19 protein-coding genes are annotated in these 26,083 nt (G+C 46.4%); 12 read left to right on the forward strand and 7 right to left on the reverse strand.

Annotated features, from left to right (window positions below; genetic code table 11):
* The first annotated feature begins 125 nt into the window (after positions 1–125).
* The 3 genes from LSG34_RS08895 to LSG34_RS08905 all read left to right on the forward strand — a co-directional run bounded on the left by LSG34_RS08895 (position 126) and on the right by LSG34_RS08905 (position 5,875).
* Complete coding sequence (locus LSG34_RS08895; protein WP_233008567.1) at positions 126–1,322, forward strand: OmpA family protein; 1,197 nt, start codon at positions 126–128, stop codon at positions 1,320–1,322.
* A 337-nt stretch (positions 1,323–1,659) separates the two neighbouring features.
* Entirely contained in the window at positions 1,660–4,680 is a 3,021-nt protein-coding gene (locus tag LSG34_RS08900) for an Ig-like domain-containing protein (protein WP_233008568.1), read from the forward strand.
* Between the two features lie 31 nt (positions 4,681–4,711).
* Positions 4,712–5,875 (forward strand): OmpA family protein, encoded by a 1,164-nt coding sequence (locus LSG34_RS08905; protein ID WP_233008570.1) that lies wholly within the window; start codon positions 4,712–4,714, stop codon positions 5,873–5,875.
* 68 nt (positions 5,876–5,943) lie between these two features.
* On the opposite strand, the gene LSG34_RS08910 is transcribed toward LSG34_RS08905, so the two are convergent.
* The gene (locus tag LSG34_RS08910; protein ID WP_233008572.1) at positions 5,944–6,465 is read right to left on the reverse strand and encodes a lipocalin family protein; all 522 of its coding nucleotides are present in this window, start codon (positions 6,463–6,465) and stop codon (positions 5,944–5,946) included.
* Positions 6,466–6,725: 260 nt separating this feature from the next.
* Between LSG34_RS08910 and LSG34_RS08915 the strand changes: the two genes are divergently transcribed.
* Positions 6,726–8,945 carry a TonB-dependent receptor family protein gene (locus LSG34_RS08915; RefSeq protein WP_233008573.1) on the forward strand — a complete coding sequence of 740 codons (2,220 nt, stop codon included), beginning with the start codon at positions 6,726–6,728 and terminating at the stop codon, positions 8,943–8,945.
* A 37-nt stretch (positions 8,946–8,982) separates the two neighbouring features.
* Here LSG34_RS08915 and LSG34_RS08920 read toward each other — a convergent pair whose 3' ends face one another.
* Positions 8,983–9,891 (reverse strand): LysR family transcriptional regulator, encoded by a 909-nt coding sequence (locus tag LSG34_RS08920; RefSeq protein ID WP_233008575.1) that lies wholly within the window; start codon positions 9,889–9,891, stop codon positions 8,983–8,985.
* Between the two features lie 108 nt (positions 9,892–9,999).
* Between LSG34_RS08920 and LSG34_RS08925 the strand changes: the two genes are divergently transcribed.
* Positions 10,000–10,755, forward strand: a complete 756-nt coding sequence (locus LSG34_RS08925; RefSeq protein ID WP_233008577.1) for a type 1 glutamine amidotransferase domain-containing protein — start codon at positions 10,000–10,002, stop codon at positions 10,753–10,755.
* 173 nt (positions 10,756–10,928) lie between these two features.
* The gene (locus tag LSG34_RS08930; RefSeq protein ID WP_233008579.1) at positions 10,929–11,693 is read left to right on the forward strand and encodes a substrate-binding periplasmic protein; all 765 of its coding nucleotides are present in this window, start codon (positions 10,929–10,931) and stop codon (positions 11,691–11,693) included.
* Between the two features lie 155 nt (positions 11,694–11,848).
* On the opposite strand, the gene LSG34_RS08935 is transcribed toward LSG34_RS08930, so the two are convergent.
* The gene (locus tag LSG34_RS08935) at positions 11,849–12,754 is read right to left on the reverse strand and encodes a LysR family transcriptional regulator (RefSeq protein WP_233008581.1); all 906 of its coding nucleotides are present in this window, start codon (positions 12,752–12,754) and stop codon (positions 11,849–11,851) included.
* Between the two features lie 108 nt (positions 12,755–12,862).
* Here LSG34_RS08935 and LSG34_RS08940 point away from each other — a divergent pair, with 108 nt between their 5' ends.
* From LSG34_RS08940 to LSG34_RS08960, 5 genes are all read left to right on the forward strand, one after another.
* Positions 12,863–13,501, forward strand: coding sequence for an NAD(P)-dependent oxidoreductase (locus tag LSG34_RS08940; RefSeq protein WP_233008583.1), 639 nt, complete (start codon positions 12,863–12,865; stop codon positions 13,499–13,501).
* A 128-nt stretch (positions 13,502–13,629) separates the two neighbouring features.
* The gene (locus tag LSG34_RS08945; protein WP_233008592.1) at positions 13,630–15,432 is read left to right on the forward strand and encodes a choice-of-anchor I family protein; all 1,803 of its coding nucleotides are present in this window, start codon (positions 13,630–13,632) and stop codon (positions 15,430–15,432) included.
* Between the two features lie 229 nt (positions 15,433–15,661).
* On the forward strand, positions 15,662–16,075 hold the full coding sequence (locus LSG34_RS08950) for a substrate-binding domain-containing protein (protein ID WP_233008594.1): 414 nt from the start codon (positions 15,662–15,664) through the stop codon (positions 16,073–16,075).
* Positions 16,035–17,249 carry a hypothetical protein gene (locus tag LSG34_RS08955; RefSeq protein ID WP_233008596.1) on the forward strand — a complete coding sequence of 405 codons (1,215 nt, stop codon included), beginning with the start codon at positions 16,035–16,037 and terminating at the stop codon, positions 17,247–17,249. Before LSG34_RS08950 ends, LSG34_RS08955 begins: the two co-directional genes overlap by 41 nt.
* Positions 17,250–17,254: 5 nt before the next feature.
* Complete coding sequence (locus LSG34_RS08960; RefSeq protein ID WP_233008598.1) at positions 17,255–19,669, forward strand: bifunctional diguanylate cyclase/phosphodiesterase; 2,415 nt, start codon at positions 17,255–17,257, stop codon at positions 19,667–19,669.
* Positions 19,670–19,727: 58 nt separating this feature from the next.
* Here LSG34_RS08960 and LSG34_RS08965 read toward each other — a convergent pair whose 3' ends face one another.
* The 4 genes from LSG34_RS08965 to LSG34_RS08980 all read right to left on the reverse strand — a co-directional run bounded on the left by LSG34_RS08965 (position 19,728) and on the right by LSG34_RS08980 (position 25,280).
* Entirely contained in the window at positions 19,728–22,790 is a 3,063-nt protein-coding gene (locus LSG34_RS08965) for a transglycosylase domain-containing protein (protein ID WP_233008607.1), read from the reverse strand.
* Between the two features lie 116 nt (positions 22,791–22,906).
* The gene (locus LSG34_RS08970) at positions 22,907–23,749 is read right to left on the reverse strand and encodes a TIGR02285 family protein (protein ID WP_233008609.1); all 843 of its coding nucleotides are present in this window, start codon (positions 23,747–23,749) and stop codon (positions 22,907–22,909) included.
* A 122-nt stretch (positions 23,750–23,871) separates the two neighbouring features.
* A complete protein-coding gene (locus LSG34_RS08975) occupies positions 23,872–24,354 on the reverse strand; it encodes an FKBP-type peptidyl-prolyl cis-trans isomerase (RefSeq protein ID WP_233008611.1) in 483 nt (160 codons plus the stop codon).
* A gap of 74 nt (positions 24,355–24,428) precedes the next feature.
* Positions 24,429–25,280, reverse strand: a complete 852-nt coding sequence (locus LSG34_RS08980) for a M90 family metallopeptidase (RefSeq protein ID WP_233008613.1) — start codon at positions 25,278–25,280, stop codon at positions 24,429–24,431.
* 140 nt (positions 25,281–25,420) lie between these two features.
* Here LSG34_RS08980 and upp point away from each other — a divergent pair, with 140 nt between their 5' ends.
* Positions 25,421–26,074 (forward strand): uracil phosphoribosyltransferase, encoded by a 654-nt coding sequence (gene upp / locus LSG34_RS08985; RefSeq protein WP_233008615.1) that lies wholly within the window; start codon positions 25,421–25,423, stop codon positions 26,072–26,074.
* Positions 26,075–26,083: the final 9 nt, after the last annotated feature.

Consider the following 26,083-nt stretch of genomic DNA (forward strand, 5'->3'; position numbering starts at 1 on the left):
GCAATTTTTACGCGCTATAACCCTATCGGTACGCTAGCACACAGACGGCTGTTCTTCGTTATGAGAAAACCTGTATTGCTGACAGTAATTTACACCTCAGCATTAATTACAGGAAAATAAAAACTATGAACAACTATCAGGCTACAAGGAATGAGCAAGTTATCGGACAGCAATGTACTGCTCTGAAACTATCAGCTACAACACAAACAAATACCAAATCTTTTCGCTTTAAACCTTTGGTTTTAGGCGTTTTATCTGTATTGATGTTACCAGCAGCCTATGCGGTGGACTACACAAACTTCCAGGAGAATGGTTGGTCTGTTGGCATGAACGTTGGTGAATCAGTTGCCAGAATAGAGCATGACACCATACGCAACGACTTAGAAAGCCAGGGCTTTGATGTGACTTCTGTTGAAGAATCTGACAGTACTGAAGGTTACAAGGCTTTTGTTGGTTACCAGTTTAGTCCTTATCTGGCGGTGGAAGGTGGTTACTTTAATCTCGGTGGCTTTCACGCTTTAGCAAATACGGATCCTAGAACCAGTTTTCGTGGCAAAACCAAGCTGTTTGGCTGGAATCTTGATTTAGTCGGTATTATGCCTTTTACCGAAGATTTCTCTGCTTTTGCCCGCGTGGGCGTCACCCGCAACGACACATCAAATACCTATAGCAGCAATGGTTTGGTGGATGTGACGGGTTACAACGAAGACGGTAACTATACAAAACATAAATACGGCCTGGGTCTGCAATATGACATCTCGCCTATTTTCACAGTACGACTGGAAGCAGAACGTTATCGCTTAGATGACTTAATTGCTCATAGTGGTGATGTGGATTTGTATTCTTTAGGTCTGGTGCTTCGTTTCGGTGAAACTCCGTCAACTTATGCAGCAACTCCAGCCCCTGAACCTGTGCGTCGTGTTGAAGCTGCGGCTGCACCAGCGCCTATGGTGACGAAGGAGCCAGAAGTATTGGTACTGGAAGATGTGCATTTTAACTTTGACACTGCCGAATTAACTCCACAAACCAAAGTGATTTTGCGTGAGCATGTTCAGACACTGAAAGCCAATCCACAAGCCCGCGTGCGTATTGCAGGTTATACCTCAGCCAGCGGTTCTGCTGAATACAATCAGGCTTTAAGTGAACGCCGGGCTCAGTCGATCAAGGCCTTTTTAGTTCAGGAAGGTGTTGCGTCCAGCCGTTTCAAAACTGTAGGTTTTGGTCAAACTAATCCAGCTGAATATGAAGCTAATCCTTCAATTTTACGCTCGGATGCTGCCAAAGCTAATATGCGTGGTTTGTTTGAAATTATTGTTGAATAACCTCAAACAGTTCTAATAAAAAGCAGCCGCTCGTCGGCTGCTTTTTTACATTTTGAGCCTCAGTATTGCGCTTTTTTTCTGCCAAGAGTGTTTCAAATGAGCCGGAGTTGAAAGTATGTCGCAGGTTCATTTAATGATGAATTAACGTTAAAAATGTCTGATTTTAAATAGTTTTTTACAAGTGGTGGTGTGCTTAGTTAACAGATGATGTCCGTGCTGCAAATATAAAAATCTATCTGTGCGACAGCACACAGACGAGTTTGGTTTTCCGTGAGAAAAGCATCAAAGCTGAGAGTGTTTCACGCGTCAGCGTCAACTAAAAGAAAGGATAGGCATCATGGTTAGAAATCAAAAAATGCAGGTTAGTACCTGTTACAGGTGGCTGTTAAGCTTGCTTGTGCTGTTATTTATTACTGCCTGTAATGGCGATAAAAAAGATCCCATTCTCGGACTAGAGCCAATAGACGGCCTCCAGTCAATTTTATTGTCTCCAGCTGACCCCAGTATTGCGGCTGGCTTGAGTCAAAAGTTTGTTGCCTTAGGTATATACGCTGATGGTACCTCTTTGGATCTCAGCGATAAGGTTGTCTGGAATTCAGCTACTCAGGCTGTGTCTACTATTAATAGTCAAGGTATTGCCTTGGCGTTGCAGCCTGGCACATCTGTGATTAGTGCTTCTCTGGCAGGTAAAGCTGCCAGCACTATTTTTACAGTCACCAGTGCAGAGTTAACCAGCATTAGCATCAGTCCGTCGGATCCCAGTGTGGCTGATGGTTTAACCACTCAGTTTATCGCAACAGGGCTGTATTCTGACGGTAGTACGGAAGATATCAGTACTGCGGTAAACTGGTTGTCCAGTGATACCTCTATCGCTGTGATGGCCGCTGATCAAACTACCTCAAGCGGTTTAGCAACAGCTGTTGCACCTGGTAGTACGCAAATCAGTGCCTCAATGGGAGATTTGTCTGCAAGCACTAGTCTTACTGTGACGAATGCGGCATTAATATCAATACAACTAAACCCAGCGAATTCAATCTTATATGTCGGTGTCAGTCAGCTTTATACTGCTATCGGAGTCTATTCGGATGGTTCATCACAGGATATAAGTGCTTTAGTCACCTGGGCGTCCAGTGCACCTGCGATTGCTACTATTGATAATAGTTCGGCTGCTCATTATGGCGAAGTGACTGCGCAAGCTGCTGGCACTACTCAAATCAGCGCTCAGTTAGGTGCTATTTCTGCTGAAACTGCACTAACTGTGGTGAATGAGACTTTAAGTAGCATTGTGGTGAGTCCGTTGAACTCTTCAACACCAGTGGGTTTAACCCGCCAGTTTACGGCTACTGCAAATTTTTCAGACGGTCGCTCTTTTGATGTCAGCCGTTCTGTAGTCTGGTCTTCCAGTGACACCGCTATTGCGACTATGAACGCAAATGGCGCATTAAATAGCGGTCTAGCCACAGGTCAGGCTGCGGGTGTAGCGCAAATCACAGCAACCTTAAATGCGGTATCAGGAAGTGCTAGCTTAAATGTGAACAACAGCACTCTGACCAGCATTGTTGTAACTCCGGTCAATAGTAGTCTGGTGGTTGGTTTAACCAGACAATTTACGGCTACGGGTGTGTATTCCAATGGCACGTCGGAAAATCTGACGTCTCTGGTAAGTTGGACTTCTTCGAACAACGCAGTGGCTATGCCTAATGCCAATATGACCAGCAACAGTGGTTTAGTGACGGCGATGAGTGCTGGTACAGTGCAGATCGGAGCAACTTTAGGCGCTGTATCTGCCGAAGCAACACTGAATGTGACTGCGACTGCGCTAAATTCTATTACGGTAACTCCTGTGATCTCTTCCGTTGCGATGGGGCTGAGCAGACAATTTACTGCGGTAGGTATTTATGCAGATGGTTCTACTCAGAACATTAGCCACACTGTAGTGTGGGCTTCGTCGAATATTCAAACGGCAACGATGAATGCCAATGGCACTGTTAACAGCGGTTTAGCGACAGGACAAGCAACAGGTGTAGTACAAATTACTGCAACCTTGGGCGCAGTGTCTGGTTCGGCTACCTTGACTGTGACAGCTGCTAGTTTAAGCAGCATCAGTGTTACGCCACAAAACCCTAACCTGGTGAACGGTTTAACGCGTCAGTTCAGTGCGACAGGGCTTTACAGTGATGGTAGCACCGCCGATCTGACCACTTTAGCTAGTTGGACATCAGGCACTATTGCTGTAGCCAGCATGAATGCCAGTCAAATGCCTTCCAGTGGATTAGCAACAGGCTTGTCTGCTGGTACTTCGCTTATTCGCGCTGCTTTTGCTGGTGTTGAAGGCAGTACTACCTTAACTGTAACTGCTGCTACTCTGGTTTCGATTGACGTTACTCCAGCCAACGCTTCTGCTGTGGTCAATGAGACAGAACAGTTTACAGCGACAGGTACTTATACCGACGGTAGCTTAGTGAATATAACTGACACCGTGGTCTGGACTTCCGGTAATACTGCTGTCGCAGCGATGAACGCCAGCGGTCAGTTGAACAGCGGTTTAGCTACAGCACTGGCGGTGGGAAATGTCAACATCACAGCCACTTTAGGTGCGGTGCAAGACAGTGCTGTACTGACAGTTACAGCTGCTTTAGCAAACAATCCTCAGGCGCCAGCTATGGGTGAACTGCAACGTTTTGTCATGATCGCCAGTCAGGCCATTACTACGACAGCAGGTTCGTCCATCGCTGATGGTGATATGGCGATTCTTGATTTAGCACGCACTGCTTATGCTGGTTTTACCCCTGGTGCTATAGCGGGTCAGTTTACTCAACTGACCAACGGTGTGTCTTATGCACCGGATGACGTGACTCCACCTTATGTGGTTCCCGTGCCTTATGCATCCATGGTGGCTTTTATTAATCAGGTTCGTACCGACTTAGGTGTTGCTGCAACCTTTTTAGCTGCAGATCCTAATCCAGCAGCTGCGACTCAGGCACTACCAGCCGAACTCGGTGGTTTGGTACTGACTCGGGGTGTTTACCGTAATGCAGGTAATGTCATTATCCAGCAAGGCGATCTGACATTAGATGCGCAAGGCGATCCAGATTCGGTTTTCATCTTTGTTATTGCAGGTACCTTCACCACGGGAGCTCCGGGGGGCAATATCATACTGACTGGTGGTGCTCAGGCAACCAACGTGTACTGGCGAACTGGCGGTGCCACAGTGATGGGCAGCAATACCAACTTTGCCGGAAACGTATTTGCCTGGCCACAAATCAATTTGGGTACAGGGACTGCGGTAACAGGTCGTTTGTTCTCTGTGACTGAACAGGTCACCTTGGATGCCAACGCGGTGACTAAGCCTCAATAGAGGCTTGTTCCACTGATGAAAGGATAAACATATGAAAGGTTTTACAGAGTTAACTACTACTAAGATGTTGCTGGCGTTGGCAGCAGCTGTGCCTTTGGTCGTTTCGGTCAGTGCGCAAGCGCAGGACCAGTCGGGTTACGATACTGAAGGCTGGTTTGTGGGCGCAAATATTGGTAAATCCAGCGCTAATATCGATGGCGAACGCATCCAGAGCAGTCTTGAGAATAATGGTTTTGACGTGACATCCATTGATGAGGATAAGCGGGATCAAGGTTACAAACTTTATGCAGGTTACCAATTTAGCCCTTACATAGCGCTGGAAGGGGGCTACTTTGATCTGGGAGACTTTAAGTTTATGGCAAATACCTTGCCACAAACTGATTTTAGCGGCAGAACAGAACTGCAAGGCTGGAATTTGGATCTGGTTGGGACCTTACCTCTGACAGAGCGTTTTTCTGCTTTTGCCCGAGTTGGCGTCACTCAGAACAAATCTAAAACCCGCTTTAGCAGCAATGCTTTGATTAATACTGCTGGCTATAACGATGACGACAGCTACACCAAGCATAAGTATGGTTTAGGCGTGCAGTATCAGTTGTCACCTGCTTTTACTTTACGCTTAGAGGCTGAGCGTTACCGGATGGACGATTTGATCGGTAACAACGGTGATATTGATCTGTACTCGCTAGGTATAGTCTACCGTTTTGGTCAGTCTGAGCCAGTCGCCGCTGCAACTGCTGCACCAGAGCCTGTTCAAAAAACAGAAGCTGTTGCTGCACCAGCGCCTGTTCAAAAAACAGAAGCTGTTGCTGCACCAGCGCCTATGGCGACTAAAGAGCCACAAGTATTGGTACTGGAAGATGTGCATTTTAATTTTGATACGGCTGAACTGAATGAAAACACCAAAGTGATTTTACGTCAGCATGTTCAAACGCTAAAAGCCAACCCACAAGCCCGTGTACGTATAGCTGGTTATACCTCAGCCAGCGGCACGGCTGAATACAATCAGGCGTTAAGTGAACGCCGGGCTCAGGCAATCAAGGCCTTTTTGATCCTGGAAGGGGTTGATGGGGGGCGATTTAAAACTGTAGGTTTTGGTCAAACCAATCCAGCTGAATATGAAGCTAATCCTGCTGTTTTGCGCTCGGACGCAGCCAAAGCCAACATGCGTGGTTTGTTTGAAATTATTGTTGAATAGATAGCACTAGGTTCTTATAAGAGCAGCCTAAAACGGCTGCTTTTTTTATGTTAAACCGCGAAGACTGCTTAATTGGTTGTACAGCTGCGGATCTTAATCCATTGACTGGGTTTGATGCCTAAAGCTTCTGCACTGTTGAAATAACGCTGACATAGCTCAGCTGAGGGGGCTGGGCTGCGGGAGAGTAACCAGGCGTATTCCAGAGAGGGACCAATCACCAATGCCATACTGTAATCCGGCTCTAGTTTAGCAATATTGTATCCGCCATAAAAAGGGCCAAAAAAAGACACTTTTAACCGGCCAGTCTTGGTATCTGCCACAAAGTAGGCTTTGCCTTCGGCTTCTTCCCATAACTCCTCTGCTGCGTTGTAACCCCGATTTATTACTTTTAGTCCACCATCCTCACGCAGGCTGTACTGCGCTGTGACTTCAGTTAGTCCTTGCTCAAAACTATGATCCAGCCTGGCAATTTCATGCCATTCCCCAAGATAACTATTGATATCAAAAGGAGTAACAGGAGTGACTCCTGTCGGAACCTGAGTGCAGGATGCAGTAAGCAAAGCAGCAAGTGCTAGAAAGATATAGCGCATAAAAACTCCTTGTAGATAAACACTTTTTATACGTATCAGAACATAGTTTGTATCAGTAACAGCAGTTAATTCTGTACTTTAACGCACCAAACTAAATCAAAGTACCATGGTGCCCAGCTGCGCCTGTGTGAGGGGGGGGATTTTTTACTTCAGATTTTTATTAAAAAGAGATCACTAATGTGAACCATTGCTATTTACTATCGTATACAATCCGCGAATAAAAACTAAAACCGCCTTTTTGTGATTTGGAGATGGATAGTATGACCGTTCGACCAACCTTGCTTGCTGTGGCAGTAGCTCAGTCATTTTTAATGGCCCCTGTTTTTGCTGAAACAGCTGATGACTTAGCAGCTGTGGAAAAAATTACCATAGTGGGGCATAAAGAAGACCCAACTAAATCCACGGGCTCTGCTTATGTAGTCAGCGAAAAAGAGCTGCAAAAATTCGAATTTACCAATGTGCACAGTATTTTACGTTCTGTGCCTGGTGTTTATGTGCGTGAAGAAGATGGTCAGGGTACGTTCCCGCGCGTAGGGATCAGGGCATCGTCTTCGGGTCGCAGCGATCGTATTTCTATCATGGAAGATGGTATTCCAGCAGCCATGGCGCCTTATGCCAATACCTCGGCTTATTATTTTCCAAACGTGGGCCGTATGAGTGCGGTTGAAGTATTAAAGGGCCCTGAAGTATTACTTTATGGTCCTCAAACTGCCAGTGGTGCAGTGAATCTGGTCTCTACTGCTATACCTACTGAGGCAAAAGGTTTTCTGAATACAGAGCTTGCCAGCTTTGATGGTAAAAAAATACATGCAAATTATGGTGATAGCCAAGGCCAATGGGGCTATTTGCTTGAGACTTATCAAAAAGAAAATGATGGTTTTCATCAGCTTGACCGTTCAGACCGTGATACCGGCATGGATCAATCTGAATATCTGGCAAAGCTACGCTGGCAAAGTGCTGCAGATGCGCGCTTTAAACAAAGCGTAAATCTGAAGTTTTTAAATGCAGATGAAATCAACAATGTCTCTTATCTGGGCGTTACAGATGCTGATTTTTCCGCAGATCCGGATCGTCGTTATGGCTTAAGTGAGTTAGAACAGATGCGCCGTGGCCGCGAAAGTTTCAGTGTGCAACACCAGATTGAGCTGGCTGCAGATACCTCTGTCACGACCACCTTGTACCGCAATCAGACCTACCGCAATTACAAAAGATTAAATCAAATCAATGGAGTAGGTATAGCAACCACGGGTGGGCTCAACTGGATTGTGAATAATCAGCTGGCCGGAACTACGCCTGACAATGGTGCCGAACTTATTCAGGGAATTTTGCAAGGTACAGCCGATACCACTCATGCCAATGGCGTTCGTTATGGTCTGAACTACCAAAACTTTGACTCCAAAGGGGCTCAGATTGAACTGGATCAGGGTTTTGTGATCGGGCAATGGAGCCACAACCTTCGTGCTGGTGTGCGCCGCCATGAAGATGAAACCTATTCGCTTGGTGGTGCAAATGCCATTTATGATCAGCGCAGTGGTCAACTGGTCTTTGTTTCTGAAACGGCAGGTACTGTCACACCGGGTAATGCCAAAGCGACAGCAGTGTGGTTGGCGGATGAAATCAGTTATCAGAATTGGATTTTTCTACCTGTAGTGCGCACTGAAAAAATAGACAGCAGAGCCAATCTGAATGTGGAACAAACGGCATTAAACAGCAATGAGTTAAGCAAAACGACAGCTGGTTTGGGTCTAAACTACAGCCTGACGGATGAGTGGACTTTGCTGGCAGGAATGCATCAGGGTTTTGCTCCTCCGGGCAATAGCGCAAGTCAGGGTACTAAAGGTGAGGAAAGTGATAACTATGAAGCTGGTGTGCGTTTTCGTCGTGATCGCACTGGTGTAGATATAGTGTCGTTTTATAGTGATTACAGCAATGCGCTGCGAAACTGCCTGGTTGCTAACCCTTGTCCTGGCGGCGTGGTGGACGGTACTCAGCAAACGGGTTCAAAAGAAGTCTATGGTGTTGAAATTGGTGCTTTTAGTGAATTGTACCGTCAGGGCGCTTATGTGATGCCAATACGGGCGACTTATACTTACACCGATGGTGAATACACTAAAGCTTCAGATACAGCCTCTGGTGTACAAAAAGGTGATGTGCTGGATTACACACCAAAACATATAGGCTCGGTTCAGCTGGGTGTAGAGTACGACAGCTTATGGCAATCCTATCTGGCGCTTAGTTATGTAGACGGCAGCTGTTCAACTACTACCTGTGAACGTCCTGCTGTGGATGCTGAGTTTTTAGCGACACAATCCTTATTTAGTGTCGATTGGAGTCTGACCTATAGTTTGAATGAGTTCACTCAGCTTTATGGCAAAGTTGAAAACCTGTTTGATCAGCAACGTATCACCCATAGAGGTGCAGATGGTGCGCGAGGTAATAGTGGTCGCTCCGGCGCTGTCGGGCTCAGAGTCAGTTTCTGAGTGGTCTGAATTAAAAGCCGGCATGCCGGCTTTTATACTATCTGAGCAGTAGTTGATGGATCTGTTGCCTTAACCAGCGTCTTAGTGGATCGTCCTGAGTTCTGGAATGCCAGACTTGGCTGATTTGCACTTGAGGTAATGGCACAGGACAGGCTCTGATCAATAGCTCCGGATTCGCCTGTTGCGCTATCTCAGCCACTGATCCTAAACAGGTCAGCAACACATCATTTTTAGCGACTATATGAGCTGGTGATAAAAAACCAGAAAGCCCGGCACAAACCTGACGCGCTAAGCCTGATTTCGCCAATTCCTGATCAACCAGACCATCCAGATCGCCTGTCAGTGTCGTGACTAGATGACGAGCCTGACAATAGCTGTCCAGATCCAGCTGCTGCTTAGCAAAAGGATGTTGGGAACGCATCAACACCACAAAATCTTCGGTCTGGAGTTTTTGCTGATAAAAGCTTTCCGGCAAATCACGATAAAAACCGGCTATAGCCAGATCACAGTCACCGCGTTCCATTTGCTGTTTAGGCAAAGTTCCCTGAGTGTGTCGCATCACAAGCTGCACTTGTGGGGCTTGTTCTGCCAGCAAAGCCAATAAGTCGGGCAACAATACACTTTCTATATAGTCCGTGCTGTAAATCACCAGCCTGTCGGCCTGAGTTAAAAAGTCCGTCCCGCTCTGATGCTGATAAAAACCTTCCAGCGAGGATACCAGTTGCAGTATTTCCGCAGAAATATTAATAGCTTTAGGAGTGGGTGTTAGCCCACGGGCCGCGCGGACAAAAAGCGGATCGGCAAATTCGTGACGCAGTTTATTCAGTTTATGACTCAGCGCTGGTTGGCTCAGATTCAGTCGGTTTGCTGCCGAACTGACATTCAGCTCTTCATACAATACTTTAAACAGCAGCAATAAATTCAGATCTTTGTTTTTAATATTCATAATTTGAATAGCTATTATTGAATCAATTCACTTCTTTGTAGTTTAGCTGTGCTGCAGACTAAGCACCATCAAATCCACATTACAACTCATAGTAAAAAGGTGAAACCAATGAAATTAGCAACACGAGTGATACAACTTGGGCTGGCAGCAGCTCTGACGTTAAGCAGCAGCTTCGTTATAGCCGCAGAGAAAGTACTGATCGTCGTCACCAGTCACAGCCAAATGGGTACGACCAGTGAAAAAACCGGCTACTGGTTAGGTGAAGTCACACATCCTTATAAAGAACTGGTAGATGCAGGTATTGACGTAGATATCGCAAGCATTGCTGGTGGTAAAGCGCCGGTGGACGAGCGCAGTCTGGCTGAAGCTGACACCGTTAATCAGTGGTTTGTGGCAGATAGTAAACACAATGCGAAGCTGCAGCAGACATTGAAATTGGCTGATTTAAAAGCGTCAGACTACAAAGTTGTGTTGTTCGCTGGTGGTCACGGCACCATGTGGGATTTTCCGCAAGACAAGGCGTTACAACAGTTTGCAGCCGATTTATACCAGAACAACGGCATAGTAGCGGCTGTATGTCATGGCCCGGCAGCTTTATTAAATATTAAACTGGCTGATGGCAGCTACCTGATTGCAGGTAAACAAGTGACAGGTTTTAGTAACACTGAAGAAGATCAGGTGAAATTAACCCATGTCGTGCCATTTTCCTTGCAAGATCAACTCACCAAACGTGGTGCCAGCTACAGCGCTGCTGCTAACTGGCAATCTAAAGTGGTGGTGGACCAACGCCTGGTGACAGGCCAAAATCCACAATCTGCAGCAGCTGTAGGTCAAACTTTAGTGAAATTGCTGACCACTAAATAAGCTTCAGCCAAAAGATAAATCGCTACAGCCTATACCCAGTTGTAGCGGTTTTGTTTAATTTGTCCCTTAAATTAATGCGATTTTGATAAAACTGAGCATGATAGTGCCCGGATACTGGCTCTGCGACCAAAACTTATCTAGTCTGAAATCACTGTTCTTTTGGATATGTGGTTATGTGGGTTCGATTTTGTACTGTGTTACTGAGTTTAAGTGTCTTCACCACCAGTTATGCGGCGTCAAAGCAGCAGGTGTTACTGCTGACCTATCATTTAAAAGCTCCTTATGTCATTGATTGGGCAGAGCAGCGTGGCTTGTATTTTGATTTGGCTGTTTATCTGAACCATAAAACAGACAAGTACCAGTTTACAACCGAGTTGATGCCGAGAAAGCGTCTGGATGCGTTATTGGCAGAGCCTTTTACGGATGTAGTGGTAGGTGTGCAACCGGGCTGGTTTAAGCCATTGGCCGATAAAATGGTGTTTACGGCGCCCTTTTTACATGACCAGGATATGTTTGTGTCGGACGCCAGAAAACCGGTAAGGGATCAGGATCTGGCCAGGTTAACCGGCAAAACTTTTATTGGCTCGCAAGGCTATAAGTACAAAGGTATAGATGAAGCCGTAGCCGCCGGAACCTTAGAGCGGGTGGATACTCTGCAGGAAGACTATGTGTTGGATATGCTCAGGTTGGGGCGTGGTGACTTCACTATTATCAGCTCTTCAACCTTGTCCTATAAATTTAGCCAGGGTGAACAGGCACGACATTTTTATGTCGCCACTACGCCTCATGATGTGATCCAGCGTCGTTTTATGTTGAGTAAGACTGATCCGCAGTTGTATCAGTTTTTACAGCAGGTGATACGGCAAATGCCTGCAGATCAGGAATGGCAGTTTTTGTTAGCTAAATATCAAATTCAACAAGCCATAGTAAATCCATGATTTTAATTTTATTTTTCATGTCAGCTTTCATTAAAGCTTCGCTTTGTTGTCACACTTTTGCAAACTGACGCCTGCATTCTGAAGTTGCTTAAACTTGTTGCATGCATCACTGTTCCTGGTGATTTTAGGGCCCTTTAGCGGGCCCTTTTTTACATTCAAAAACCGGATTTGACCAGCCACTCTTTGAGAAACTCAACAAAAAGCCGGACTCTGGCCGGGCGGAACTGACCAGGGGGATAGACGGCATAAATGCCACCTTTGGGCAATTGCCATAAGGGTAAAACCTGCTTTAATTCCCCTTGTTGTATCAGTCGTTTTGCGCTGTAGTCTGTGATAACCCCAAGTCCTGCACCGGCCTTGAGTAAGGCTGTGACGGAACCGGTAGAGCCTGCTTTGATCTGGCTGCGCATTTGCACCTGCACCTCCTCAGATTTTGCACTGAAGCTCCAATGCAAAGCCGATGGCAATAAGCTGAAGCAGACAAAGTTATGCTGCGGCAACTCTGTCGGGTGTTCAGGCATGCCATGCTGTTGCAGATAAGCAGGGGAAGCGACCAGCCATTGTTCAAAGCTACCCAAAGCAATAGCTTTTTGGCTTGAGTCTTTCAGCCAGCCCGCTCTGATGGATAAATCTATGCCTTCTTTGACTAAATCTTTGATCTGATCACTGCTTTTTAATTCAAAAGCCAAAGCAGGGTGGTGCTGACGAAATGCCAGTAAGGCCGGGACCAGCACTTGGTGGGCGTAGTCCTCAGGCGCACTGATCACTAAAGTTCCACTCAGATTCTGCTCAGAGCTTTGGGCTTCGATCAATTGCTGACTCAATTGTTGCAGTAAAGGCAAGCAATGCTGATACAGCTGCTCGCCCGCTTGAGTCAGGCTGACCAATCGGGTGGTGCGACGAAACAAAGCAACACCCAGCCTGAATTCGAGAGCCTTGATTTGCAGACTGACTTTGGTTTTCGTGCAACCCAGTCGTTCTGCCGCTGCTGTAAAGCTGCGCTCCTGGGCCAATACCAGAAATACAGGCACAGTGTTTAAATCAATATCGGATAGCTGCATGAGGTTCATTGTTGTTTAATTGATAACAGTGAATTATGTATTGGTGTATTTTTCAAATCAATATTGTTCTGGATAATAAGCGTCATTCAGTCAAACGGAGAAGATGGTATGAATATCGCTATTATTGGTGCATCAGGTTTTATTGGTTCAGCGCTGACAACAGAAGCCTTAAGCCGGGGTCATCAGGTCAAAGCTTTGGTCAGTCGCCCAGAGCGCCTGGAATTAGCCGAAGGTTTAACTGCTCATAAAGTAGATGTGTTAGACACAGCCAGTCTGACTTTGGCTTTGGCGGGCGTGGATCTGGTGCTTAGTGCTTTTAGTGGCCATAAAGAGTCTGATGTAGCTTCTTATTATATTCAGGGCTTTCAGTCGATTTTAGCTGCAACTACAGAGGCTAAAGTGCCACGTTTATTGGTGGTGGGTGGGGCAGCTTCGCTTGAATATGCGCCGGGTCAGATGTTATTAACGAGCCCGGATTTCCCTGCCGCTTATCTGGGGACGGCGCAAGGTGCTTATCAGGCGTTGCAATTACTTAAAGCTCAACATCAGCAAAACTGGAGTTACTTATCGCCCGCCGCTGAGATTTTTCCTGGAGAAAAGACAGGGCGCTTTCGTTTAGGTCTGGATCAACTGCTGACAGATGTTGATGGCAAAAGCCGCATTTCGACGGCAGATTATGCTGTGGCTATGCTGGATGAAGCGGAGCAAAATCTGCATCCGAAACAGCGCTTTTGCGTTGCCTATTAAAATACATAATCAGGGAGCCAGCAGTTGGCTCCTTGTTCATTAAGTTTTCATACAATCGTCACTGAAACGTCATAAGTCAACTTTAGGGTAGGGCCTGATTTTTTATATAAAACAGGACTTTACCGAAAATGAAATTCTCTGCGTTACGTCTTACTTTAGTGGCATCTGCCATAGCTCTGGGTTTATCTGGTTGTGTTTTGGAGGGCGATGATGGTGCGACAGGGCCTTCAGGCTCTGATGGTGCAGTAGGCCAGCCAGGTACTCCAGGCACGCCTGGCACGCCAGGAATACCAGGAACTCCGGGCCAGAATGCGCAAACAGGTATCAGTACAAAAGCTGTAGCCCGTTTTGTTACTGGTACTTACGGTGGTGGCGCCGCGGAAATTACTCAGTACCACGGCGCATCCAAACGTATTTTTGTCGTCAATGGCGCGGCCAACCGGGTTGAAATTCTGGATGCTTCCGGTATTCAAAGTACTGAACTGACAGATGCTATTACTGCGAATACCTTAACCAGTACACCACTGGCTATGCCTGCGACTGTCACAGTGAAAGACGCAGGGGGAGCAGATGAAACCCTGACTTTAGGTTTTGCCAATTCCATTGCTATCTCAGGTAATTTGTTAGCTGTAGCCGCTGAAAATGCTGTGAAATCGTCAACTGGTGCTGTGCTTTTTTATGACATCAGTGCAGCAACACCAGCATTTGTTAAAGCAGTGAAAGTGGGTGCTTTGCCTGATATGGTGACTTTTACTCCGGATGGCAGCTTGTTGTTAGTGGCGAACGAAGCCGAACCAGAATCAGATTACAGTGTGGACCCTGAAGGTTCAGTTGGCATTATTGCTATCACCGCTGGTGTAGCTGCAGATCAGGCAACCTTATTAACCTTCAGCGCTTTTAATGCTGATCAAGCCGATTTGGCTGCGCAGGGTGTGAAGTTTGCAGCACCTTTGGGGACCACGGTAGCGCAGGATTTAGAGCCTGAATACATTACCGTCAGCAGCGACAACAAAACTGCTTTTGTGTCGTTACAGGAAAACAATGCCTTAGCAGTGGTAGATTTAGCCGACAAAGCAATTACCAAAGTAGTGGCTCTCGGTTTTAAAGATTATAGCCAAACGAAAAATGCTGTGGATGTCAGCAACAGAGATGGCGTCAAACTCAGCACTTACCCTGGTGTTTTTGGGATGTATCAGCCGGATACTCTGGCCAGTTATAACTGGAAAGGCGCTACTTTTATTGTCAGCGCGAACGAAGGGGATGCGCGCGATTGGGATGCGTATGCTGAAGAAGCCCGTGCAAAAGATTTACCACGTTCTGCTGATTTAATAGCAAAGCAAGCCAGCTTCTATGATAACGATGGTTTGGGCCGTTTGAACGTGACGACAGCACTGGGTCAGAATGCGGATGGTGACTATGAGGCCTTGTATGCTTATGGTGCCCGCTCTTTCAGTATTTGGGATCAAAACGGTAATCTGGTGTTTGACAGCGGTTCAGACTTTGAACGCATTAGCTCTGGTGTCCACGGCGAGTTATTTAATACCAACCACACTGTGGTCGAAGGTGACAGCCGCTCTGATGACAAAGGTCCTGAGCCTGAAGCTGTGACTATTGGTCAGGTAGGCGACAAAACTTATGCCTTTATCGGCACTGAGCGTTTAAGCGGTATTTTTGTCTACGATATCAGCAATCCTTACGATACAAAGTTTGTCGATTACTTCCATAACCGTAACTTTGACGCTGTGTATGAAATCGATGACGATGCGGTACCTGCTGAAGTCAGCGGCGATTATCAACAAGCTGGCGATTTAGGCCCTGAAAGTCTGGTGTTTGTACCAGCAGCAGAGAGTGCCACAGGTCAGGCGTTGTTATTGATGGCGAATGAAGTCAGTGGCAGCTTAACAGTGTTTGAAGTTAGCCCACGTTATTGATTTTCGTACCACACAGAGGGAATTATGCTCCCTCTGTGTTCTCATTCCACTGAAAACACTACTTTTTTTCTCCATGACAATACAATTTCAATCACTGCTACTATACTGAGCGCGGACTATCCTGGCGTCATATCGGTACTTTTCAAAAAACTCCTTTGCCGATATTTACTGCCCGTACCCAAAAGAACTGAAAATTCCAGGGTATGACCTTTTGAGGAACCACAAAAACGTGAATACCAAGTTCGTCGTTGCTTGCTTTGTGTTGTGGGCTTGTTCTGCTCCGGCCACAGAAGTAGTAACTCATCCCGCCGTTCCTATGGACCAACTGACAGTCACTCAGCTGCGCGGTATCTATTCGATGCGGCAACAAAACTGGCCTGACGGCACTGCGGTCAGAGTTTTTGTGTTGTCTGCCAAAAATCCGGTGCATCAGAGTTTTACCAAAGAAAAATTACAAATGTTTCCTTATCAGCTGGACAGGATCTGGCAAAAAATTACTTATTCAGGTTTAGGTTCAGCACCAGTGGTGCTGACTTCAGAGCAGCAAATGCGTGAGATGGTAGCCACTACCAAAGGTGCTATAGGTTATATTGAGAATCCAGATGAACTATCCAAGCTTAAAGTCATTCGTGTTACGCAGTAAGCTATGCCTTTTACTGCTGCTCGGCTGTTCATTGCAGTTGCAGGCAGAAGGGCTGAAGACAGATAAAGTACAATGGCATGGTTTTATTTCACAGGGCCTTATTCAGGCGCCTGAGACTAATTTCGTCAATCTGGATGACAGTATTTCTGCTGAGCTCACCGATCTGGGCGTCAATATGTCCTGGGCTTTATCGGATAATCTTCGTCTGGCAGGTCAGGTGGTGTATCTGGATGGTGGTCGCCGTTATGTCAAAGGCACCCGACTGGATTATCTGTTTTTAGACTGGACCTTACACAATGATTTTGACTGGCAACTGGATATGTTTATCGGCCGGTTTAAAAATCAACACTGGCTCTATTCAGCTACCCGCGATGTGCCTTTTACCCGCAATGCCATAGTATTGCCACAATCTGTCTACTTTGATTCGTTTCGCGACATTGCCGTTGGCAGTGATGGTCTGGCGTTTAAAGTGACCCGTAATACCGGCATAGGTGAAATTGAACTGAACTGGAGCTGGGGCTCGACCAATTTAAGTAAAGAGCAAAGTCAGATCCTGTTGAGTACCTTGGCCCAAGGCGATGCCGAGCAAGACTATGTGCATCAGGCCAGTCTGTTCTGGCGTCCGGACCAATCAGCCTGGCAGCTGGGTGTCTCATTGCTTGACTCTGATTTTACCTACGAAAAAGCTGAACTGGATTATTACAGTGATGGAGCCATGACTGTACAGCGGGTGATGCTCAATGGTCGCTATGCTGCGGAGTATTGGGAGCTGAGCAGTGAATGGGTGCAGGAACGTCTGGATATCAGTGACTTCTATGCCCCAGGATTTAAGCGCAACAGTTTTAGTCAGGGCTGGTATCTGCAGGGGCGTTACAATCTGTTGCCCCGAACCTGGGCTTTGCTTAGTGTGGATTTGTTTGATTTGGACAAAGACGATCGCAGTGGTCGCAAGTTCTCCCAAAGCACTGGCGGTTTAGTGCCAGCTTATTTTGGTTATCAGGACGATCTTACTTTCGGGTTAACCTATGATTTTAAAGATAATCTGCGCTTAACTATGGAACATCATTGGGTGAAAGGCACTGCTCGTCTGGCCTATCCTGTGATGCCTGATCTGCAGCATAATAAATCTGAATACTGGCAAATGTGGGCTATGCAACTGATGTATTGGTTTTAATTTTTATGCGGCCCTTTGTCTTTAGTTTGCCCTGGAAAATATTACTGGCGACCATCAGCGCTTTACTTTGTATGACGGTGTTGCAAACCAGTCTGGGTTTGATGCGGATGAGCGAGGAGTTTGACCGGCAGCAGCAGGTGAAACGTGAATCAGCGCGTCAGCAATACCTGCAACAAAACAGCATTATTGAACAGCAATTGCGGGTCTGGCTGGAAAGTTTCTCTGATTTAGTTCAGCTCAGTCAGCAGCCTGACTTTTCCTCTTTTGTGCAGCGTTTGGCCGAACAAAGCGCCAATATGCAGTTGCATCTGAATATCGAGCAAATCTGGTTGCACAACAGCGATATGCAATTGCTGTTCAGCAGTGGTCAGCAAACTCCTTATTTTTCACCTGCTTTAGTACAAAAAGTACTGCAACAACAAAGCCCGCTGACTGCAAATTTGTGCGTACAGTCTTGTGTCAAACAGTTGAGTTTGCCTGTGCTAAATAGCTCAGGTGAAGTCGCAGTGATGACGGTAACGACCACGCTAGTTGATATATTATCGGCTCTGCATCAAAGCCTGAACTCTGATGTGGCTTTAATTCGTGCCAGCAGAACCGCAGCTGGGCAAATTCACCGCGAATTGATATCCAGCTCAAATCCGGAGTTACTCAACGCCTTGTTGCAAAAGGTCTCTGATCTGGAAGCGGATTTAGCCCTGAGCAAGGGACTGGAGCTGCAATACAATGGCCAGCAGTACTTGATCTCCGCCTTTGAGATGCAAAGCAAAGGCGTGTATCTGACTGTGGTCGATAATATCAGCGACTTTGTCACTACCAATAACGGCTATCGTCGCCAGTTGCTTATTACCTCGGTCATTTTGTTTGGTTGTATGGTGCTGCTGGTGTATCTGATCATGAGACGGATCAGCCTGAGGTTAAAAACCCTGAGCAAAGCTTTGCCCCTGCTGTCGCAAAAACAATACGCTGGTTTTCGCCAGCAAAGTCATTTTCAGGCCAGTATATGGCCGGATGAAGTGGACTTGTTACGCCAGGCCGCTGAGGAGCTGAGTGTTGAGCTGGAGCAATTGAACCATAAAGTAGAGCAGCACACCCATGAGCTTGAAAAAGTGGCAATGTACGATTTGCTGACGACCTTGCCGAACCGGAATATGTTGCAGTATCAGTTAGAACGTATGCTCAGCAGTCAAAGTGCAGAAAAAAAGCTTCTGGCCGTGCTTTTTGTCGACTTAGATGACTTTAAACGCATTAACGACAGCTTAGGCCATGCTCATGGCGATAAGTTATTGAAGCTGGTCGCGCTGCGCTTAAAAGACTGTTGCAGAACCAATGATTTGTTATGCCGCTTTGGTGGTGATGAATTTGTTTTTGTATTACCGCAACTGACGGATGTGGAAACCCCCTTTCGATTGGCCAGTCAGATATTGCAACGTATCCAGCAACCTTTGACTATTGATCAACAAAACTTTGTCATGACGGCCAGTATAGGTTTAACCATGAGTTCTGTTGATACCCTGTTGTCTGATGATTTGATTCGTCAGGCTGATTTGGCTATGCATGAGGTGAAACTCAATGGCGGCAATGGCGCTCAGGCCTATAACCTCGACATGTATCAGCGGGTACAACAAAGGGTTTTACTGGAACAAGACTTAAAAGAGGCTTTGGTGCTAAACCAGTTCAGTCTCAGTTTCCAGCCGCAAATGACGATAGCGACAGGTGCTTTGTATGGCTTTGAAGCCTTGATCCGCTGGCGTCATCCGGTGCGGGGTATGGTGCCGCCTGATGAATTTATTCCTGTGCTGGAGCAATCCAGGCAAATTGTACCTTTAGGTTACTGGATCATTGAACAATGCATGCAGCAGTGTCTGAACTTATTGCACAGTGGCTGGCATCATTTCCGCATCGCAATTAACTTGTCGGCTGAACAGTTTGTTGACCCTGAACTTATCCCAACCTTAAAACGTTTGCTGGATAAATACGAGCTGCAGGGCTCTTATTTTGAATTGGAACTGACAGAACGCACCCTGGTGCAAAGTATTGAAACCATGCTGACCATCATGTCGCAAATCAAAGCCATGGGCATTCATTTTGCGATTGATGATTTTGGCACTGGTTATTCGTCCTTGAGTTATCTGAAAAAGATGCCGATGGACTGCATTAAAATTGATAAAAGCTTTTTATCCGGCATGCTGGACAATGCGGCCGATTTCCAGATCATCGCCTCCACTATTGCCATGGTGCAAAAACTGCAATTGCAGGTGGTGGCTGAAGGGGTGGAGACTAGGGAACAGCTTGAGTTGCTGCGTCAGCAAGGCTGCGATATAGCGCAGGGCTATTTGATTGCCAGACCTGTGCCTCAGCCTGAACTCGCTGGCTTTTTAGAAGAACATTTCCCGAAAGGCATTTGGCGAGGTCATTAAAATGGGGTCAGATCACATTGTTAACTGTTAACAATGTGATCTGACCCCATTTTTACATTTAACGGCAGAGCTGACCTTGTTGGATATAAGGGTTCAGAATAGGCGCCATACCTTTAAGTACTTGCAGTGGCAAGGCTGAGGTAAAACTAAAATCTTCAGCCCCTTTACCTGGTACAAAGGCCGTCAGGGTGCCGAAGTGATTCTCTCCCAGATAAAACACAAAGGTCGCGGTGCGGTTAATGGTGGTAGCTTGCACGGTACGGCCACGAATGACCTGAGTTGCCATCTTGTTATCACCAGTGCCTGTTTTGCCACCTATCAATAAAGGCGAGCCATCCGCTTTGGTAAACGAACCCTGCAATCGGCGGGCTGTGCCACCATCTGCCACCTGCGATAAGGCAAAACGTAAAGCTCTGGCTACTTCAGGTTTCATCACCCGTTTGGCTTCATATGGCTGATACTTTAACTTCACTTCATAAGGGGTATTCGCCGCAAAGTGCAGCTGATCGACCCTGACTGTAGGCAATAACATGCCGTCATTTTGGATAATACCAATCAGCTCAGCCAACGAAGCTGGTCTGTCGCCTGAACTACCCAAAGCAGTACCTAGTGAAGGCACTAAATGGTCAAAAGCATAGCCGAGTTTTTTCCAGCGCTGGTGAATATCCAGGAAGGCTTCCACTTCCAGCATAATGCGGATCCGGGTATCACGGGCGCTACGGTTCGAGGTTTTAAATAGCCAATGGTACACTTGCTGACGCTGTTCAGCTGATGCATCCACAGCTTCTTTGAAAGTGGCTTGTGGATTTTGCTGCATAAAGCTCAGCAGCCATAATTCCAGCGGGTGGACTCTGGCTATATAGCCTTGATCCATCAGACTAAATTTACCCGGACCGTATTTGTTGTACAGCTCATCTATATCTTTGACCGTCAGGTTTTCTTCTGGCAGGCGCTGCTGCAAAAAGGCACTGAATTTGGCAAAGTCAGAGTCTGGTAACAAATAACGGTGCACCGCCGCCAGACGATCCGGTGTTTGTTTTAAGCCTTCAAAAAACGTACTTAAGCGGTCTTCCTCTGTTTTCTTCTGGTATTTACGCCAGAAACGTTGCAGGAAAGAGCTGCCTTCTTTGTCGGCAAAACGACGTAAATAATCTTCGCGGCGTGGGTCTTTATCATTTTTCAGCAATAGCGAGGTACTGCCAGCGGTTTGGTAGCTGCTGCTGTAAGACACTATATCGCGCATAATGCGGACAAAAGGCAGGTTAATAGATTCTTTTAACGACTCCAACACAGTCGGAACTCTACTGTCTTCTTTTTTCTGGAAGTTATTAAACACCTGCAAACCACCGCCAGTAAAGAAGCGCTCAGCAGGAGAAGCTGAATAGGTGCGTTGCAAGGCCGCATCGAGCATTTTCGATAAATCACGATCTGCTGTGTGGGCCATGTAAGTCGCAGCCCAACGGGTTAAATGATCGTTTGGCGCTATATCAAGGTTCAGCAGGTTTTCCGGCAGCTCATCAATAAATGAGTCGTGCAACTCAGCCACAATTTCCAGATAGGTGGTCAGTACCCTTAACTTAGCTGTGGAACCCAGTTCAAGCTTGCTGCCTTCATTTAAGTCAAAAGGCTGGTCAGTATTGTCGGTTTGCACCCGCACTCTGTTACCACCAGGCGTTTTTTCAAATAAGGTAAAGCTGTAAGTCACTTTGTCTGTATTGGTGGCACTTAACAGTTTCTCACCCAATAAACCGACTTTTTCAGCGACAACAGGGGAGGCCAGACTATTGAGGTAGTGGCTGACTTTTTGTTGCAGTTCATGGTGTAAAGACACTTTGGCTGTTAAATCCAGCCTGTCTAAATCATACAGCTGTTGGTTCAGCAAAGTACCTAAGCGACCACGTGCGACGTTGATCCCTTTTAGGGTTTGCGCATCCTGTTTGATCCCTGGGGCTTTGCCGCCTTTAAACAATAAACGTTGCGACATAGCCGAATCAGCTAATTCTTTATCTATCACATTGGCATTGGCCAATACACGTAAATGGCTATTGGTCAGATCTTCTAAATCATCATGACCTTGCAGTAAATAATAAGAAGGGCGACGCTGGGCTATCATCAAAGCCAGCACCTGACGTAAGGCTAAACCTCTTAAGCTTCTATTTTGCTCTGTAGGTTCTGCATTTAACACCTGATTAAAACGGCCAAAATCAGTGCCAAACCAGGCCCATAATGCATCCCCCACACCATGCACTTCACCAAAACCCGGAGCGGACGAAAGTGGCACTGAATTTAAGTAATCCAGCACAATTTCATGACGGGTCAAAGAGGTATCTGCACCGTAGCGGTAAGCACGCACAGAACCTGACACCATTTGCAAAAACTTGTCGGTAAAGCTTTGGGTTAAGCCTTGAGGCGAATGGCGGTATTTTTCAATTTGAGTGGCAAGGGTACTGCCACCTGCAGATTGGCCTTCTAAATTTAATACTTTTGTCACCTGAGACACTGCTGCCATCATAAAACGTGGCCAGTCTACTGCCGGATTTGAGCGGGCAGGTGAGGTTAACAGCTTACGGTTTTCTATAAATAATAAGCTATTGCGCACTACAGCAGGCACGTCAGCGGGGTGGTTATAAACCCTTTGCGGATGAGAGAACGAAAACAACTCTTCGTTGCGGCAATCACCAATCAATAATCCACCCTGAGCTTTTTCACGGTAAGGCGGAAAAAATCCTAATTGGGTATAAAACAGCAATTCGGAAGAGAAGGCTGCTTGCTGTTCGATGACAAAATTACTTTGGGTCAGACGTGGGATAAATTTGGATAACTTCGAATAGCCCAAACGTTGATCAAAAGGCCCGGCTATAGGATAGGACACCTGATCTGTCGCACCAGGTTGCAACTGGTAGGTCAGTTTTTTGGCATAGGCACTGATTTCTGTCGCCTGATAATGAGCCGTATGCAGCTCGTACGCGACCAATGCGGCGCCAGAGAGCAGTAACAAAATAAATAACGATGGGATCAGGCTGCGACGGCGTGGCTTAACCACAGGTGCAGGCTGCTCTGACGGTCTTTCGTCACGGTAGTTATCAAATTGTATTTGATTAAAATCTGGTGGGGATGACAAGTTCTTATCCATGAGTTCAGGCATCTGCCATTTCGATCGATTTTAACTGGTATAAGCCTGCTTTGCAGCTGAATTTTGTTGAAGTTTGTCGATCAAACATACTGATTTGTCTCCATTTACTGCTTTCGCTCTGGTTTTAACTCTGTCGGTGCCGTTAAAACCTGCGCATCAAACCACAATTCAAGGCTTTGCACAAAGGCAGGGTCGGCCTGAATTGCGGGAAGTACGGCATTAATAAGCTTTATCTGTTGCCGTCCCCAGTCGCTATTACTGCAGCCAACAGCACCTGCAATAGGCTGTTGCAGTTCTGCCATCGGCACATAAACCAGGCCTTTGGCCTGTTCTGGAGCGGTTTTGTTCAGGTAAGTCAGAATAATGTCATAGTCCAGAGTGAAATCAATGCGGCCACTCTGGATCATTTTTAATAAAGCTATAGGGCCATCATCACCTGACCGAACTAGACCATTTTTACGGTAAGGTTCCAATACGGACTCCAGCTCACCGTATCTGCGACCTGCAGCCAGTCCCAGTTTAAAGGTTTGATTCTGTAATAAATTGGCCAGCACTAACGGACTGCCGAATTGCTCAGAAAAGTGATTAGCCAGCGCTTTACGGGTAATAACGCCCTGGGGTCTGTACCAATGAGTAGGAGTGCTGAAGACTGCAGTTTTAGTCGGCTGGGCTCTGTGGATCATACAAGGAAAACACAACTGTTCCTTATTATTCAATGCCTGATGAATGCGGGGTTGTGGCATCACTAAAATCTGGTGGGTTAACCTGGGGAGTTGTTTTTTGATGCTTTTCAGCAATTCATCACAAATACCTTGCTGGTTAAAGGGACCACCAACAATATGAAAAGGAGGGGCAGTATTGGTTGCCCAGTTCAACAGAGGTTTGGCTGAATTTGCTATACCATTGCTGCTAAGCAGCAAGGCCACCAGAGCCAAAACGAGTCGCATCTGTACCATGCCTCAGTTTTCTTTAACATATTGTTAATCTAACCAATGCATTGCACGAGGACAAGGTTTAATTCAGTTCAGCGTCAAACTGGCTGAACTGAATTCATCATCAGATTAGCTGATTAATGGTGGTGATGACCACCTACGCCATGTGCATGGCCGTGTTCAATTTCTTCGGCAGAAGCCGCACGCACGTCAATCACGTCAATCTCAAAACTTAAAGTTTTGCCAGCCAGTGGATGGTTGGTATCCACTTCAGCTTTAAACATACCGACTTTAACAACAGTCACCTGACGTTGGCCTTGCTCTGTATTCACTACGGCCACCATGCCTGGTTTCCATTTTTTTGCGCCCATCAGGTGTTTCACCTGAACGCTTTGAATAGAATCTTCAGTGCGCTCACCGTAAGCATCGGCCGGGGCCAAAGTGACGTTAAATTTATCACCAGCCTGATGACCTTCCATTGATTTCTCTAAACCTTCAATCAGGTTACCATGACCTTGCAGGTATAAAACCGGGTCCTGGCTTCTGGAGTTTTCTAATACGCCTGTCTCATCTGATAAGGTGTAGTGGAACTGAACCACAGTATCTTTAGTGATTTGCATTGTCTGTTTATCCGCTGCTTGCTAAAAAAATGGCCGCTATTATTACGTAACCCAGCAGTTGGGTCGACTTTTTTCTATGATTGATGCACTAAAGCTGGATGGGTTTGAGCCCAGCTTAACGGGTCCAGCGCGTAAAAGGATCGTAACTGCTGGTACAAAGCGCCATGCTGGGCAGCGAATAAATCAGGTTGTTCAAAAAACACCTCTGAAATGACCGCAAAAAACTCTGCCGGATTAGTGGCGGCGTATGAGTCAAACAAAGTGGGTAAACCCTGCGCCAACTGTTTTTGTAGTTGTTCAAATTCATGGGATAACACTAAAGACCATTCTTGATATGCCTGAGTGCTGCTGAGCAAAGGTGCTCCAGTCGCCTGACCTTTCAACTGATCCAACTGATGAGCAAACTCATGGATCACCAGATTATGACCATCGTTACAAATCGCTGCTGATTTTAAGGTATCGACCCATGACAAAATAATCTGGCCGGTTTGCCAGGACTCCCCCAAACGCACCTGCGCCATTTCGCTGACGACTCCTGCTGTATCTGATTGTGCAGTGGGCACCACAAAAGCGGCCGGATAAATCAGAATTTGTTTTAACTTCGGATAGTAATGAGCGGGTTTATTTAGTAGCAGCAAGCAAGCCTGCGCTGCAATGGTGACTTTCATCTCGTCTGTCACTACTAAGTCAGCACAGCCAACAAATTGTTTTTCTGCCACAAAGACCTGAATGAGCTTTTTTAGTTGCAGCTGCAAGTCAGCAGGTAAAGCGCGAAAGTAAGGCATGCGATGTTTTAAAATCTGACGCCAGGCCGCAGGAAAGGCCTGCTGCTGAATTTTCTTTCGGCGATACTGCCGCCATACCGGGGGCAAAAATATCGCAGCTAACACGACTAGCGTCAGTAAAGTTAATAACAATAAAGGCACTGTCAGTGCTCCACTTGATCTCTGATGAAGCTGTTATGGCGCCGCTATCAATAAATTCAAGGTCAGAGTGGCTGAACAGGTTGCGTCTTGACAGAAAAAAACTATACCCTTTGAGTATTGATAAGCGATCGAGCCTGCTGATGAATCTGTTTCAACTGAATTTAACCCCTGGGTTAGTGCACCCCATTTTATTGCAACTGCGTGATCCTCTCATCCAAAAAGATCGGCTGCGTTTTAAATTTAACTTAGAGCGGTTAGGTTTTCTGCTGGCAGCTGAATTAGCAAAAACTCTGCCTGTACAGAAGGTTGAAGTGCAAACAGTACTGGGAACAACAGAAATTGCAGTGCTTGCACAGCCTCCGGTTTTAGTCACGGTGTTAAGGGCTGGTCTGGCGTTTTATCAGGGGTTCGCCAATGCTTTTGATGATGCAGACAGTGGTTTTATCGGCGCTTACCGTGTGGAAGGGGAGTCCGCAGAGCAGCTTGAGATCAAAATGAATTACGCGGCCTTACCTGATTTAACTGGCCGGGATCTGATTTTGATAGACCCAATGCTGGCGACAGGCGGATCTCTGCTGAAGGTCTGGCAACTGATTGCAAGTCAGGCAACACCTCGTTCAGTGCATGTGGCCGCAGCTATCGCAGCACCTGAAGGTGTGGAGGCGTTACGCCAGCATTTACCGCAAAACAGTTATTTGTGGTTAGGTGCTTTGGATCAGCATCTGAACGAACAAGCTTATATAGTGCCAGGCCTTGGTGATGCAGGGGATCTGTGTTTTGGCCCTAAGCTCTGAGGTTTTGGA

The sequence above is a fragment of the Rheinheimera faecalis genome (genome assembly GCF_021290965.1).
GTDB lineage: Bacteria > Pseudomonadota > Gammaproteobacteria > Enterobacterales > Alteromonadaceae > Pararheinheimera > Pararheinheimera faecalis.